Source organism: Pseudobythopirellula maris (genome assembly GCF_007859945.1).
Lineage (GTDB): Bacteria > Planctomycetota > Planctomycetia > Pirellulales > Lacipirellulaceae > Pseudobythopirellula > Pseudobythopirellula maris.
The window spans coordinates 1,364,435-1,379,463 of the sequence record NZ_SJPQ01000001.1; the positions used below are offsets into that span (position 1 = coordinate 1,364,435).

At 67.9% G+C, this 15,029-nt stretch carries 10 protein-coding genes; 5 read left to right on the forward strand and 5 right to left on the reverse strand.

Annotation, left to right across the window (positions count from 1 at the left end; genetic code table 11):
* Positions 1–562 precede the first annotated feature (562 nt).
* A complete protein-coding gene (locus Mal64_RS05070; protein ID WP_146397674.1) occupies positions 563–2,509 on the forward strand; it encodes an ATP-binding protein in 1,947 nt (648 codons plus the stop codon).
* Between the two features lie 28 nt (positions 2,510–2,537).
* Positions 2,538–3,356: a biotin--[acetyl-CoA-carboxylase] ligase gene (locus Mal64_RS05075; protein WP_197525464.1), complete on the forward strand. Its 819-nt coding sequence runs from the start codon at positions 2,538–2,540 to the stop codon at positions 3,354–3,356.
* On the opposite strand, the gene Mal64_RS05080 is transcribed toward Mal64_RS05075, so the two are convergent.
* Positions 3,338–4,015, reverse strand: coding sequence for an MBL fold metallo-hydrolase (locus Mal64_RS05080; RefSeq protein WP_197525465.1), 678 nt, complete (start codon positions 4,013–4,015; stop codon positions 3,338–3,340). The two genes, Mal64_RS05075 and Mal64_RS05080, sit on opposite strands and share 19 nt — an antisense overlap.
* A 285-nt stretch (positions 4,016–4,300) precedes the next feature.
* On the opposite strand from Mal64_RS05080, the gene Mal64_RS05085 reads away from it, so the two are divergent.
* The gene (locus tag Mal64_RS05085; protein ID WP_197525466.1) at positions 4,301–5,257 is read left to right on the forward strand and encodes a DUF1571 domain-containing protein; all 957 of its coding nucleotides are present in this window, start codon (positions 4,301–4,303) and stop codon (positions 5,255–5,257) included.
* A gap of 146 nt (positions 5,258–5,403) precedes the next feature.
* On the opposite strand, the gene Mal64_RS05090 is transcribed toward Mal64_RS05085, so the two are convergent.
* Together Mal64_RS05090 and Mal64_RS05095 are read right to left on the reverse strand one after the other, a co-directional pair.
* A complete protein-coding gene (locus Mal64_RS05090) occupies positions 5,404–6,708 on the reverse strand; it encodes a hypothetical protein (protein WP_146397680.1) in 1,305 nt (434 codons plus the stop codon).
* 29 nt (positions 6,709–6,737) lie between these two features.
* Positions 6,738–8,111 carry a hypothetical protein gene (locus tag Mal64_RS05095; RefSeq protein ID WP_146397682.1) on the reverse strand — a complete coding sequence of 458 codons (1,374 nt, stop codon included), beginning with the start codon at positions 8,109–8,111 and terminating at the stop codon, positions 6,738–6,740.
* Between the two features lie 840 nt (positions 8,112–8,951).
* Here Mal64_RS05095 and Mal64_RS05100 point away from each other — a divergent pair.
* Complete coding sequence (locus tag Mal64_RS05100) at positions 8,952–9,476, forward strand: hypothetical protein (protein WP_146397684.1); 525 nt, start codon at positions 8,952–8,954, stop codon at positions 9,474–9,476.
* Between the two features lie 174 nt (positions 9,477–9,650).
* Here Mal64_RS05100 and Mal64_RS05105 read toward each other — a convergent pair whose 3' ends face one another.
* Positions 9,651–10,865, reverse strand: a complete 1,215-nt coding sequence (locus Mal64_RS05105) for an MFS transporter (RefSeq protein WP_231993584.1) — start codon at positions 10,863–10,865, stop codon at positions 9,651–9,653.
* Positions 10,866–11,513: 648 nt separating this feature from the next.
* On the reverse strand, positions 11,514–13,625 hold the full coding sequence (locus Mal64_RS05110) for an ATP-dependent helicase (RefSeq protein ID WP_146397688.1): 2,112 nt from the start codon (positions 13,623–13,625) through the stop codon (positions 11,514–11,516).
* Positions 13,626–14,063: 438 nt separating this feature from the next.
* Here Mal64_RS05110 and Mal64_RS05115 point away from each other — a divergent pair, with 438 nt between their 5' ends.
* The gene (locus tag Mal64_RS05115; protein ID WP_146397690.1) at positions 14,064–14,942 is read left to right on the forward strand and encodes a hypothetical protein; all 879 of its coding nucleotides are present in this window, start codon (positions 14,064–14,066) and stop codon (positions 14,940–14,942) included.
* Positions 14,943–15,029: the final 87 nt, after the last annotated feature.

The window sequence follows — 15,029 nt, forward strand, 5'->3', positions numbered from 1 at the left end:
GGTAAGTCTCGCCGCCGCGCGGGGCTCGAAAGCGGGCGGCATTCTGTCGATAAGGCCGATCGGCGTAAAGTCCAATCTCGCGGCTCTTCACACTTCTGCTAAGTCGTTGCGGGAACCGCACTTCCCAAGCACTAATCGCCCTCGCTCCGGAGAGCACGCCGCTGCGACGCCCCGAGAACCGTGCGGGGCGTGGCCCCCCCGTCCGCCGGTAATCCGCCTCCCCTGTGCTGCGGATTGTGCCGCAGGCAGCGAAAAGGAAAGCGTCTCCGCCCACACGCATTAGGCAAGTTGGCGGCAAAAAAAAGGGAACCCGCCCCACGGTGAGACTCTCCAAACCCTACCGCGTATGGGTTCGAAGCCGTAAAATCGGGGCATCGCACCTCGGCTGTCGGGCGGACGCTCCCTAGGAGCGGCGGCGGCCAAGTGCGTCACCAACCAACGATTCGCTGCCCCCCAGCGGCCCACCGGCCGTCGGGTGCAGCGACCCCGCGTCATCTTTTCACGACTACCCGCCCCACCCGCTTAAACCAGGTCCGCCCAACGTGCGGACGGAGCCCCAACCTTGCCGTCGTTGTTTGTCATCCAGGGCCGCAATCGCGGGCAGCGGTTCCAGCTCGACGAGCCCCAGCTGTCGATCGGCCGTGTGGCCGAGAACGGCGTGCAGCTGCACGACACGGAGGTGTCTCGCAAGCACGCCGAGCTCACACTCAGCGGCAAGTCGTACTTCATCCGCGACCTGAACAGCTCGAACGGCACGTACGTCAACGGCAAGCCGGTCAGGCAGCACGAGCTGGCCAGCGGCGATCAGTTGCAGATGGGCCGCACGCTGCTGCTCTACACCGGCCAAAACGCCGAGATGGGCGACCCCGACTCGCACGTGGCGATCGTCGCCCCGCGCAGCGACGCCGAGGGCTCGCGCATCCTCCACGCGATGAGCCAGTCCGAGGGGAGCGAGCTCCTCTCCACGCCGATCAACCAGACGCAGAGCCCCTGGCTCGCCCGGGCGCGCAGCAACCTGCAGCTGATGTACCGCACCGCGATCGCGGCGAGCCACACGCTCGACCTCGACGAGCTGCTCTCGCGGATCATGGACATGATCTTCGAGTGGGTCGACGCCGACCGCGGTTGCATCATGCTCAAGAACCCCGAGACCGGCGAGCTCGAGCCGCGCGTGCGGCGCCAACGCCGGGGCCTCGCCGAGCGCCGGGGCGCCGGCGAAGCGGTGCGCGAGACGGTCGTCGCGGACGGCGACTCGTCGCACGGCGAGAGCATCTTCGACAACGCGCCGTCGGACGAAGCCGCCAAAGAGCCCCCGGCCGGCCAGCGCGAGCGGATCACGATTTCTAAGACGATCCTCGACTACGTCGTCGAGAAGCGCGAGGGCGTGCTCACCAGCGACGCCGGCGACGACAGCCGCTGGGACTCGGCCAAGAGCATCATCAGCTTCGGCGTCCGCGAGGCGATTTGCGTGCCGATGCAGGGCCGCCACGACGTGGTCGGCGTGATCTACATCGACACGTCGATCTCTCCGCAGCAGATGCTCAAGCAGAAGTCGGCCAACAAGTTCGGCCAGGACCACCTGAAGCTGATGATCGCCATCGCCCACCAGGCGGCCATGGCGGTCGAGAACACTTACTACTACCAAGCCATGGTGCAGGCCGAGCGGCTGGCGGCCGTCGGCCAGACGATCGCCACGCTCTCGCACCACATCAAGAACATCCTGCAGGGCGTGCGCGGCGGCAGCTACCTGATCGAGATGGGCATGAAGGACCAGGCCGAGGCGCTCGAGCACCTCAGCCGCCTCGAAGCGCTCGCCGGCGATTCCGGCCAAGAAGAGGTCGCCTCGGCCCGCAAAGCGGTCGAGACGATGCAAAAGGGCTGGGGCATCGTCGACAAGAACCAGGAGCGGATCTCTAAGCTCGTGCTCGACATGCTCACGTTCAGCAAAGAACGCGAGCCCGAACCCGAACCGGCCAACCTCAACGAGGTGGCCGCCGACGCGGTCGAGCTGATGCAAACGCACGCCAAGGAGGCGGAGGTCGAGCTCCACTGGGCGCCCGCCGAGGCGATGCCCACGTTGCTCTTCGACCCCGAAGCGCTGCACCGCGCGATCCTCAACCTGGTGAGCAACGCGATCGACGCCTGCGAGGATCGCGGCGTGAAACGCGTCGACGTGGCGACCCAGGTCGACGAGTCGCTCAAGCTCGCCACACTCACCGTACGCGACACCGGCGTCGGCATCGACAAGTCGCAGGTCGAGGCCATCTTCACCCCCTTCACCTCGGGCAAGGGCGCCCGCGGCACGGGGCTTGGCTTGCCGGTGAGCCAGAAGATCGCCACCGAACACGGCGGCAAGATCCGCGTCACCAGCGAGCCAGGGGCCGGCAGCACGTTCACCCTCGAGCTGCCGATGCAGAGCCCGAACGGCGAGGCGGACCCGGACGACGGCGCCGAGCCCCACCGCGACGACGCCCCCCACCAAGACGATTCGGCGCCGGTCACGCCCTGAGCTCGCCCTCACGCAGGAGCGGACTCAAGTGCCCCGCCCACCACGATTCTCCAACGATCTCGTCGGCGCCGCCCCCTGGGTGGCGGCGTGCGAATGGCGTGAGGAACTCGGCTCGACGAGCGACTACGCCCTCGACGCCGTGCGCGCGAACGACACCCCGCTGCCGCTGCTGGTGGTGGCCGATCGCCAGACCGCCGGCCGCGGCCGCGCCGGACGCTCCTGGCTGGCGGGGGACGGGGCGCTCACCTTCAGCGTGGCTCTGGCGCCCTCGCGTTTCGGCCTGAGCGCCGACAAGCTGCCCGCCGCCTCACTCGCCACCGCGTTGGCGGTCTGCGAAGCCCTCGAACCCCACTTGGCCGCCCCGGCCCTCAAGCCGCGCATCAAGTGGCCGAACGACGTTTACTTGGGCGACCGCAAGGCGTGCGGCGTGTTGCTCGAAGCGCCCGCGGCCGACCGGCTCGTGATCGGCGTCGGGCTGAACGCCAACAACCGCTCCGACGCCGCCCCCCCCGAGTTGCGAGACGCCTGCCTGTCGGTCGCCGAGGCGGCCGGCCGTGAGGTCGACACCGCCACGCTGCTCGTCGGCGTGCTCGCCGCGCTCGGCCAGCGGCTCCGCCAGCTCGGGGCGGATTCCAGCGAACCGATCGACGAGGCCAACCGCCGCTCGCTGCTCACCGGCCGCCGGGTGACCGTTGAGCACGGCGGCGAGCGGGTCGAGGGCCTCTGCCACGGCTTCGCCGAAGATGGCGCCCTGCGGCTCGAATCGCCCGACGGCCCGATCCGTGCGATGCTCAGCGGCACGGTCGTGGCCTGGGACGCCGCCGTCGCTCAGCCGTCGAGCTTGTAGCCGGCCGGGGCGCCGACCCACGGGTTGTCGCGTCGCTCCTCGCCGATCGTCGTGGTCGGGCCGTGCCCGGGGTAGACGATCGCGTCGTCGGGCAGGGTGAACAGCTTCTCGTGGATCGAGCTGCGGAGCGTGGCGAAATCGCCGTCGGGAAAGTCGGTCCGCCCGATCCCGCCACGGAACAACACGTCGCCCCCCACCACGTGCGTTTGCCCCTCGTGCTCGAGCACCAGCGACACGTGACCGGCCGAGTGGCCCGGCGTGTCGAGCACCCGGAAACTGAGCCCGGCGTACTCGCACACGTCGCCCTCGTCGAGCAGCCGATCGGCCGGCGGGCTGGTGAACTCGAATCCGAACGCCGCCGACAGGTTCTGCTCCGGGTCGGAGAGCTTCGGCTCGTCGCCGCGGCCGATCGCCAGCGGCAAGCCGGGCCACCTCTCCTTCATGGCGCCGTTGCCGGCGATGTGGTCCGAGTGCCCGTGCGTACACAGGATCGCGGCGGGGGTGAGCCCCAGCCGCTCCAGCTCCTTGAGGATCTCCTGCGGCTGCAGGCCGGGGTCGATCACGACACAGTCTTCGCGGCCCGGCAGGTAGAACAGGAAGGTGTTTTCGTCAAAAGGGACCGAAACCACGGTCTCGACGCCCAGCGTGCTAGCAGCCAACGGGTGATCTCTCTTTCCCCGCTTGGCGGGCTCGTCTACGATCGAAAGGGTTGTGCGCCGCGGCCCCACGCCGCTACTGTTTCCTAAGAGGCAGTCTACCGGCCGGCCCCCGTTAGGGCAGCGCCGGGGACCGCAACCGATCGTGTCCCGCGGCCAGGAAGGCCCGGGAACGCCCCGTAAAACGTTGACCCTCGCCCCTGGGAGCCAGCCATGGATGGCCACGCAACCCGACCCGCCCCCGCCCCGAAAAACGCCGCCCGCACCGCCGGCCGGCGACCCGTGAGTATGTCTCGATCAATTCTAGGATGCGCCCTGCTCCTGGCGATCGCCCTGTCGACTACCCTGTCGACGGCCGACGCCCAGCGGCTCACCCACCCGGTCTACCGCGTGGCGGACAACGGCGCCGCGCAACCGGCGGCCGCCGCCACCGCGCCGCAGCCCGCCGCCGCAACGCAGCCCGCGGCGACGCCGCAGACCGCCGTGGCGCCGATCGCCGATCCGAACGTCAAGCCCGCCGCGGCCAACGCGCCGTTCGATCTGGAGCAACGCCCGGGCGAGCACCCGCTGGCGCCCTGCCTGCGCGTGGCCCACGAAGCGATCGCGCGGATCGATCAGGGGATCGCCGATTACTCGGCCACGTTCACCAAGGTCGAGCGGCTCGACGGTGAACTGGGCGATCCGCAGCAGATGCAGATCCGTGTGCGGCACCAGCCGTTCAGCGTTTACATGAAATTCATCCAGCCCACCCCGGGCCAGGAAGCTCTCTTCGTCGCCAACCAGAACGAAGGCAACATGGTCGCCCTCGCCTCGGGCTGGAAGCGGCGCCTCGGCAAGATCAACCTCGATCCGAACGGCATGGTGGCGATGAGCGGCCAGCGCTACCCGATCACACGGGCGGGCATCCGCAACCTCACCGAGTCGATCATCAAGATCGCCGAGAACGACAGCAAGTACGCCGAGTGCACGGTCACGCACGACCACGGCGCCCGCATCGACGGCCGCCCCGTCACGATGATCGAGGCGACGCACCCGATCCCGCGTAAGAACTTCCGCTTCCACAAGGCGCAGTTCTTCTTCGACCAAGAGCTGCGCGTGCCGGTCGCCTTCGTCGCCTACAGCTGGCCGACCCCGCAGGGCGGCAAGCCGGTTCTCGAAGAGCAGTACATCTACACGAACCTCAGCCCGAACCAAGGCTTCACCGACGCCGACTTCAGCGCGGAGAACCCGGCTTACTTCCAGTGAGTCGCGGGCTTCGCCGGTGAGCCAGAGGGCTCGCCGATCTTATGAGCGCAACGAACGGGGGGCGACGCCCGAGCCCCCCGTTCATTTTTTGCGCCGCTCACGGGTCGCCGCCGGCGGCGATGAGCGATTCCCCCCCGGCTGTGGACTCAGCGCGGGTTCTTCGGGTTCAAGCCGCCCAAAAAGAACTCGCCGCCGGGCGTGAACAGGAACAGCTTGCCGCGACGGTCGCTCTCGCCGATGAACACGGTCCCGTCGGCGCCCACGGTCATGGCGTCGAACTGGTAGGCGCGCTTCGCGTAATAGGGGCTGCGGTCGACCGAGAGATAACTCCAGTTCTTGTAGCCCTTGTGCCGCCGGGTGTCGAACGACAACAGCTTGCACGGCTCGTCGATCTGCCCGCAGATCATGTAGAGCTCGCCGTCGGCGGCGAGCGAAGAGGCCCGCACGCGACGCGGCACGCGTGGCTTGCCGTGGTTGCGGATCTCGCCCTGGGCCATGCGGAGTTCAAACACGAAGCCGTCGCTCGTCGTTCCCCAAACGGGATCACCGGGCGACGCTGGGTGCAACTGCTCGACCACGGGGTAGCCGTAGTAGTTGGCAGACTCCCAGTACTCGCCGGGGATCCGCATCTCGGTGGCGGTCCACTCGCCCGATTCGATGCTGAAACGGCTGATGAGCCCGTCGTCGCCCGAGGTGAGGATGTCGCCGTTCTCCAGGCACAGCAGCGACCGCGGGACGCTCCGCCAGGTCCGCTCGGGACCCGAGTAAACGAATCGCGACAGCAGCGGCCCGATCACCTTGATCTGGCCCGCCTCGGGATCGACCTCGAAGAACAGCGCGTCGGGGTAGGTCAGGCCGTAGAGCTTCTTGTTGACCGGATTGTAGGTGAGTGCGTAAACCGAGTTGCGGGGCGCGACGACGCCCAGGTCGCGCACCGGCGTTTCGTCGCCCGGCAAGTAGACCTCGTCCGCCACGGCGCCGGTGTCGATCAGCAAGATCTTCCCGCCGGCGTAATCGCCGTGGTGGGCTAGCACATCCTTCTCGAGCTGCTTCTCGACCTGGCGGTGCCCGCCGGGGAAGTCCTTAGTGAGCGGGATCTCGTCCAGTAGGTTGAGGCCCGTGCCGGCGTAGAGCGCCCCCTCGGCGCCCTCGACCAGCGTGTGGTGAACGCCCGCCGCTCCCGGCAATTGGCCGAGCGGGCGGACCTTGTTCGTGTACCGGTCGAAGACAAACAGGTACGCCTGCTTGCCGCTGGTGGCGCCATAGACATCGCCCGCCGCGCTCGTGACGAGCGCCGAGATGCGGCTGTCGTCGGCCGGGATCTCGCTCACGCCCGGGTAGCCGAGGTCGCGGTAGTCGAGGTGGTGGTTGTCGTAGTTCGGGCTGACCCACTTCTGCGCGGAGCAGCAGGCGGGCGCGAGCAGGACAAGCAGCAGCGTCAGAAGCCTCACGACGTTTCTCTCAAGCGTGGGTTGCGGTTTCATTCGGCCGCGGGCAGGGGCATGCCCAGCAAGGCCATGGAGTAAGTCCAGGTTTCTTCGATCTCGCCGGCGACCAGCTCTTCGTTGTGCTCTTCGATGGCCCCGACAAAGTAAAGCTTCTCGTCCAGCGGGCTGTAGACCGCCCCGCCGAGCCCGAACACCGCCCGGCCGTCGGAGGTCCGCATCAGGCCGACCTCGCGACGCGAGCCGCTATCGATGTCGTACTCCACGAGCGCCGAGAGCGGCGGCTGCGAACGCTGGGTGATCTTCTGCGTGAACTTGCGCTCGTCCTTCACGTCCCACGACTCGGCCGAGTAGTCGAAGGACACCGAGGTGACCGGCGCGTAGTAGATCATGCCGTTCGGGGCGAGCGTGAACGCCAGCGTGGCGATCGGGATCTTCTTGGGGTCGCCGTCGAGGTAGCGGTCCGCGCACAGCAACGCGAGCGGCTCGATCTCGCCGTCGTCGCCCGCCTCGGGGTCGAAGCGGAACAGCCGGCAGTCCGAGTTCGTCACGCCGTAGAACACCCGCTCCTCGGGCCGCCACTCCAAGATGCGCCACAGCGTCTTGCGGTCGATCTTCGGGTTCGACATCGTGCGCGGGTTCACCCGCGGGTCGTTCGGCACACGCACGTTCTGCAGGTCGATCACCCGGTCTTTCTCCGGGCTGTACTTCCAGACGCGGTCGACCGGGAACGACCCGTAGATGTTCCCGCGGTCGTCCGAGGCGATCGTGCGGCAGATGTCCCAGTCGTCGACGCGGCCCTTGTCGATCGTGACGCCCCGGTCCAAGTCGAACATGAACAGGTGCCCGTCCTCGGCCAGGCCGTAGAGCCGCCGCCGCTCGCGGTCGATCTCGATGCCGAGCAGGCCGGCGTGGCGGCTGATGAGCCCGAGGTTGGTCAGCCGCTTCGCCACGGGGTCGTACTTGAACCAGTGGGCGCCGCGGTAGCTGCTCGGGTCGATGCACTCGGGGCCGCTGTCTTCGCAGAAGTCGCCGAAGTAGATGTTCCCCTCCAGGTCCTCGACGAACGAGGTGTGGATCTTGCCGCTCGTCCGGATCCCCTCGCCCCGCTCGCCCTTGAAGACGCTCAGGTCGGCGATGTGGTCCATCGTCTGCGTCGCGGGGTCGAACTCGTAGAAGTTCGCCGCGTCGCCGTGCGTGCAGAGGCCGACGTAGATCTTCCCCGAGCGCGCCGTGTAGACGCCGCTCCACATGCTGTCGGGCTTCTTCCCACCCGGGAACGCATGGGCCTTGAGCGTCACGGTGTTGGAGGAAGCGGCCTCGGCCGAGTCGGCGGCCAGCAGCGGGCGCTCGGCGGATACCAGGGCGACGGCTGCCGCCGCGGCCAGGATCAGATGGCGTGTTCTCATAGCGATTGATTCGAGGATCAAGAGACGAGCGGCGGCGGTCGTCCGCGGCGCCGATCGTGAGAGTTGGACTAGTGGGGGCGAGGGCCTCAAGCGACGGCCGCCGCTTGGAAGAAGAGGGCAAACGCTTCGTCGACTTGCATTGTAATCAGCCGCAGGCCGACAGCTCCCGCAAAACGATCGTCGCACAAGTCCCGCCGCGATTCACCCGCCCGCGGGGCCCGAGCAGGCCCTCTTTTGAGACGGCGGCCGACGTCCCGCGTCCGCCGCACTGCGGCTTCGGGGCCGCGCTCAGCGGGAGGTGGCCAAGAATAACTGAAAAGCTCGCGCCGAGAGCTTCTCAAAAAAACGCGCCGGAGCCGGTGGCGTGCGGGTCGACCGAAAAACGCAGCACGTCGCGCCATCGGGGACGAGAACGGCCCGAAAACGCAGCCGCGGCGCTGGCGAGTCACCCCCTGCGGCGCCCAATTATCTTTGTAGCAGCCGTTTCACCTAATTTCGACAATCGCTTTTGGCCGCGCGCGCAGCAGCGATTCTTGGCCACTCGCCATTTTGTTCTAAGTCGTTGCCATCAGGTCGATTAGCGGAGCGCCGCGGAGTCCGCCGAAGGCGGATAATTCGCGCAAAGAAATTCTTGGCCACCAATTTGACCGCCCTCGCATGGGTGGCGGGGACGCACCGCGAAGTGGAAGCCCCCGTGCCCCACCGACCCGGCCCGGCAAGCTCGGGGCTTCCCTAACGGGAGCGCCCCCGACACCCATCGCCCCGGCTGCTCTGCTAAACTCTCCCACGCTTGGTGCTTGTTACATGCGATGGTCTGTTTGAAAAACTAGGGATTGGCTGATGTTCACGCTCCGAGTCCGGATCATCCTGATCCTCGCCGCGACCACCTACGGCGCCTACAAGTTTGCGTACGGGCATGAATCGGCTTACCTCGTCTTGCTGGCGGCGCCGCTGCTTCTCTGGGGGTATTTCCGATACGGCCCCATGCGTCCGGCCTTCAACGCGATGAATCGCGGAGACTTCGACACCGCGCGTCAACTGATGGAGACCGTCAAGTTTCCGAAACTCTTGAGCGCTGAATCGAAAGCCTACTACCATTGGGTAAACGCTGTACTCGCCTCGCAAGACCCCAACGCATTGGCCTACGCCGAGGATGAAATGCGTTTGGCGCTCGGCGGCTCAATCCGTACGTCCCACGATCGATGCCTCGCCACAGCGATGCTCGCCCAGATGGTCGCCCAAGGCGACGACCCGGAAAGCGCCATGCAACTGCTCACGGATGCGGAGCAGTTCCGCCACAAAGAATCCGCGTCTGTCTATCTCCAGGAGGTGCGGGCGAGAATCGAACAGCTTTCGAAAGTTTAGAACGCGATACCGTTAGCCGTAGCGTTGTTTCTGACTTATCGACGCCGAATCACACCGCCACACACGCTATGCATCCGTGCGATTCGCACTAGAACGTCATCGACCCGCCGTTCTATCGTCGCAAGATCGACCGAACACGGGTTGCGGGGTGACGGCCGACAGCCCAACCCGCGTTCAAACGTCGCGGCGCGACTCGCGACGCAGCGACCACGCGTAAACCAGGCTCGCCGCCAGGCCGACCGCCGCGAAACCCGCCATCACCAAGAAGACTTGCTGGTGGCCCTCGGCGCCCGGGTTGTTGTCGAGCAGTTTGCCCATCAGCGGGCCCATGAACACGTCGGGCGTGTAGCCCACCACCGACACCAGGCCGACCGCGCTGCCGGTGTAAGCGAGCGGCACGCGGCCCTCTTGCATGATGGCGAAGTAAAGCCCGCGGAGGGCGTAGATGCCGAGGCTCACGCCGACCACTGTGGCGAGGAACGCCGTGCGGAGCGACGCCGAGAAGCCGCCCGACTCGACGCCGACGCCGGCCAGCACGAGCCCGCCGACCAGCAGCAGCAGGAAGCTGATCGCGGTCATCCGGGCGGCGCCGAAGCGGTCGGCCAAGAGCCCGGCGCCGATCGCCGCCACGGGCCGCACCCACAGCGAGATCGCCCCCACGCCGGCCGCCTTCACCTCGCCCAGGCCGAGCACGTCGCGGGCGTACAGGGAGAAGTCGTCGGTCGCTTTGTAGCCGACGTAGGCGCAAACGATGATGAGAGCCTGCAGCCAAACGCGCGGCATCCGCGCCGCTTGCCACAGCCCCCCCAGCGCGTGGGCGGCGTCCTCCGCCTCGCACTCGGCCGGGTGTTTGGGCAGGGCGAAGTAGACAAACAGCCCCGCCAGCGCCACGAGCACGCTGAACAGCACGACGACCGCCTGCAGCGCGGCGGCCTGACGCTCGGGCGTGGCCGAGGCGGGGTCTCCGCCCAGCGCCCAACCAAAGCAGGCGACGGCCGCCGTGCCGACCAATGCGGCCAGCAGCCCGCGGCCGCCGTCGAGCAACCCAAACGCCGTCCCCTGCGACGCGGCGCCCCCCCACTCGCGCGTGGCCCGCATCAGCGCGGACCAGAACAGGGCGATCGTCGTGAAGCCCCAGTAGGCGTAGAGCATCTTGAGCGTGGCGAGCGCGGGGACGCTCCACAGCATGGCGCCGCCGAGCGACGTGGTCACGAGCGCCACGGCGAGCAGCTTCCTCGGGCTCAGCAGGTCGGCGAGCGGCCCGCCCCCCAGGTAAGCCGCCATCGCCACGAGGCCGTAGGCGGAGAACGCCAGGCCGAGGTCGAGATTCGAGAGCCCGAACACCTCGAGCATGGTCGGCCGGAACAGCCGCGGCACAAGGAACGGCAAGATGAAGATCGCCTCGCCGGCGTAAACGAGCGCGAAGAGGGTCAGCAGTCGCCGCTGGGAGGGAGGCTGTGGGGAGGGAGGCTGTGGGGAGGGAGGCTGTGGGGAGGGAGGCTGTGGGGAGGGAGGCTGTGGGGAGGGAGGCTCAGCGGCGGCTAAGGGTTCCGTCATCCGCTCAGCCCGCTGTGAGTCGTTCGTTCAGTACGCGCCGGTCCCTCGAAGGACGCCATCCTAACCCGAGCGACAGCAGAACACCCACAGCGATCGCACGAGAAGCGCGGGTTTTTGAAAACTGCGCTTCGCTGCACGCGACACGAAGCATCAGGACCGGCCGCCACGCGCAAAGAACGCAACCGACCGACAACGCCCAACGGCGGCTTCTTGTGGCTTCGCCACCCAGGTTCAAGAACCTGGGCTACCCACAACAAAAGCGCAAGCCCCCAAGCAACTGAAAAAGGGGTGGCGGGGGCGCACCGCGAAGCGGAATCCCCCGAGCCCCACAGACCCGGCCCGGCACGCTCGGGGGCTTCCCTGGCGGGAGCGCCCCCGCCACCCCGCGGTAACGCCACCAACGGGGCGCCATGCCCCACGCTGCGTGGGCATGCGAACGACCTGCCAGGCCTGCTTCTCCACACAGCCACGCATCCCCCGCTACCGCCGCCGCGCCGTTTTCTTCCCGCTGTTCGGCGTGTTCGCCGCCCGGCCCGCTTTGATCGCTGCGTAGCGTGGGTTGTCGGCTTGGCCGGTCATCTCGTACAGGAAGCGGCTCGGCACGGTGTCGCGGGGCTTGCCCCACTTGCGTCGGGTGAGGGCGAGCGACATCGTGAGGCGGTCGCGCGCGCGGGTCACGCCGACGTACGCCAGGCGGCGCTCCTCGGCGATCGCGTTCTCGCCGTCGGCGAGTGATCGCTTGTGCGGCAGGATGCCCTCCTCCATGCCGACCAGGTAGACGTGCGGGAACTCGAGGCCCTTGGCCGCGTGCAGCGTCATCAGGGCGATCGCCCCGCGGCCGAGCTGCGACTCCTTGTCGTCCGTGTCGTGGCGGTCGCCGGTGGCGACCTCGTCGAGGAAATCTTGCAGCGACGCCTTGGCGCCCTTCTTGTCTTGGTACGCCGCGGCGGCGTTGACGATTTCTTCGAGCGCGACCTCGCGGGCCTCGCGCTCCTTCGGGTCGGGGTAGAGACGCAGCAGCTCGTCGTGGTAACGCGACTCGCCCACGACACGCCGCACGAGGGCGCCGACCGGCTCGCCGAGGTTCGCCAGGTGGCGCCAGCTCTCCACGGCGGTGGTCAGTTTCTCGACCCCCTGGCGGGCGGCGGCGCTCATGTTGGGGATCGACGGCGCGTCGCCCAGCACACGCCACAGCGGCTTGCCCTGGGAGACGGCGTGTTCGACGAGCGCCTTGCGGGCGCCGTCGCCGATGCCGCGGGGCGGGGTGTTCATGATCCGCAAGAGCGCCGGCTCGTCGTCTGGGTTGCAGACGAGCTTTAAGTAGGCGAGCAGGTCGCGGACCTCGCGGCGGTCGTAGAAGCTCATGCCGCCGATCAGCACGTACGGCAGCTTGGCCGCGCGCAGCTCTTGCTCGAAGGCGCGTGGCTGCTCGTTGGTGCGGAACAGAATCGCGAAGTCGTTCGGCCAGAGCCGTGGGCGCTCGTTGTCCTGGCCCTCGGGCGGCCCGCCGACGAACCAGCCGGCTTGCTGCAGGCGGAAGCGGATGTCGGAGACGACCTTCTTCGACTCCTCGGTCTCGTCGTTGCACTGCATGATGCGCGGCGTGTCGTCGCCCTCACGCTGCGGGCGCAGCACCTTGTCGTGCCGCACGCTGTTGAAGGCGATCAGCGTGTTGGCGTAGTTGATGATCGGCGCGCGGCTGCGGTAGTTGTCCTCGAGCCGCACGACCTTGGCGCCGGGCCAGTCGCGGTGGAAGCCGAGGATGTGCGTGACCTCGGCTCCGCGCCAGGCGTAGATCGACTGGTCGTCGTCGCCCACGACGCAGAGGTTGCGGTGGCCGATCGCCAGGGCGCGGACGATCTCGTACTGGCTGTGGTTGGTGTCTTGGTACTCGTCGACCAGCACGTGGTCGAAGCGGCCCGCCTCCTCGCGGCGGATCGTGGGGTGCTCCTTGAACAGCGTTTCGGTGAGCAGCAGCAGGTCGTCGAAGTCGACGACGCCCGCCTTCTTCAGGTTGTTCTGGTAGCGGCGGTAGGCGACGGCGGCCAGGTGCTGCTGGTCGCTCTCGGCGATCGACGCCGCCTCGCTCGGCAAGACCGAGCCCATCTTCCAGCGGCTGATCTGCGCGAGCAGGTCGGAGGGGCCGAGCGCCTCGCCGGGGGCCTTGATCTCGCGCAGCGCGCTGCGGGCCTCGCTCTCCTGGTCGCCGCGGTCGGCGATCGTGAACCGCTCGGGGTAGCCGAGCTGGGCGATGTGCCGCCGCAGCACGCGGACGCAGAGCGAGTGGAAGGTCGAGATCTCGGGACGGGGGGCGTCCTTGGGCAGGCGCTTTTGGCGCCCCCCCCTGCCCCCCTTGGCGAATTTCTTGCCCTTGATGAGCAGCTCGGCGGCCCGCTCCTGCATCTCGCCCGACGCCTTGCGGGTGAACGTGACGGCGAGGATGCGGTCTGGGCGCACGCCGCTCTTGATCAGCTCGGCGATGCGGACCGTGACGACACGCGTTTTGCCGGTGCCGGCGCCGGCCAGCACCAGCAGCGGCCCGCTGAGGGTGCGGACGGCGTCGAGTTGTGCGGGATTGAGGCCGTGGGCCATGGCGGCGTGGTTGCGGAGGGAAGGCGGGATCAGCGGGGAGCGACGGGCGGGAACCTCGGACGGCGCGGACTCTCTATAGCCGCACAGGCTTCGATGGCCAAGCAAGGTTCGTTGGCCACGGAAAAGCGTGAAAGAGCACTAGAGCGGGCGGTCGGCAATCATCGCAGCCGCCGCTCGTTCGTGAGATCTGTGTCATCCGTGGTGTTATAAGCTGAGGTTCCCTATTCCGCGGGGACGGGAATCCGCGGGGATGGGCGAAATCGACGGGCCCGGCTGGGATTCTGGGATCGGCGGCTGGCCGTTATACTGCGTCGTCTGCCCCGGCCCTGCTGCTCACAGCCCGGCCGGGCGGACCCTTGATCGTATCCCTCAGGCGTGGCGCTCCAAGCCCCGCTTCACGTTAGGCACGGTAACTTCAGAGCGACGGAAACACGAGCGATGGATTCAGAACACCGGCACGAACTGAACGAGAACGTTCTCGCCAAGGGCATCTCCAGGGTGTGGGAGAACTACGGCCAGCACGCCACGGTGGGCATCATCGCCTGCGTCGCGGTGGTGGCGGGCCTGGTGAGCATGAACGTGTACAAGCAGTCGGACAAGGCGATCCGCTCGGCCGCCTGGAGCGGTTACCAGATCGCGATGGAAGACGCGCGGCCGAACCTCGCCGTGCTCAGCCAGACGGCCGAAGAGTACCCGGGCGAGCCGGTCGCCGATTGGTCCAGCATCACCTGGGCCGACGGGAAGCTCTGGACCGCCTCGACGACTTGGCTCCGCAACCGCGCCAGCGCCGAAGAGGCGCTCGCCACGGCCGAGGAGACGTACGAGCGTCTCACCGGATCGGGTGACGACGTGGTGGCCAACCGGGCGCTGCTGGGCTTGGCCCGCGTGAACGAGCTGCGCGGCGACCTCGACCAGGCGAGCGATTACTACGGCAAGGTCCGCGGCGCGTTTGCCGACATGGCCGCCGAGCGCGCCGAGCAACTCGCCAAGCCGTCGGTCCAGTCGAGCTACGCGTGGCTGTCGGGCGTGGAGACCCCCGGCGCCGCGATCGACGAGCTCGGCCCCGGCACGACCGACGCCAAGCCGGACGACCTGGCGATGCCCGAGGAAACGATCGACCCCGACGCGGCCCTGCAAGGCATTTACGACTCGTACGACGAGGAGCGTTCGGCCGCCCCCGCCGGCGAGACCGAGCAAGAGACGGCCGCCGAAGAGGCCGCTGGTGAGAGCGAAGCCACGGAGCCCGCCGCAGAGGAAGAGGCCGCCAGCGAGGCGACCGAAGAGAGCGACGCCCCCGCGGCTGAGCTGCCGTTCTGATTTTTGGCTGTTAGCCATTGGCGGTTAGCGATTAGCTAGGGAACGGCTTCGCCGTCTTTGGCTGTGCCCCTACCGCTAACGACTAAG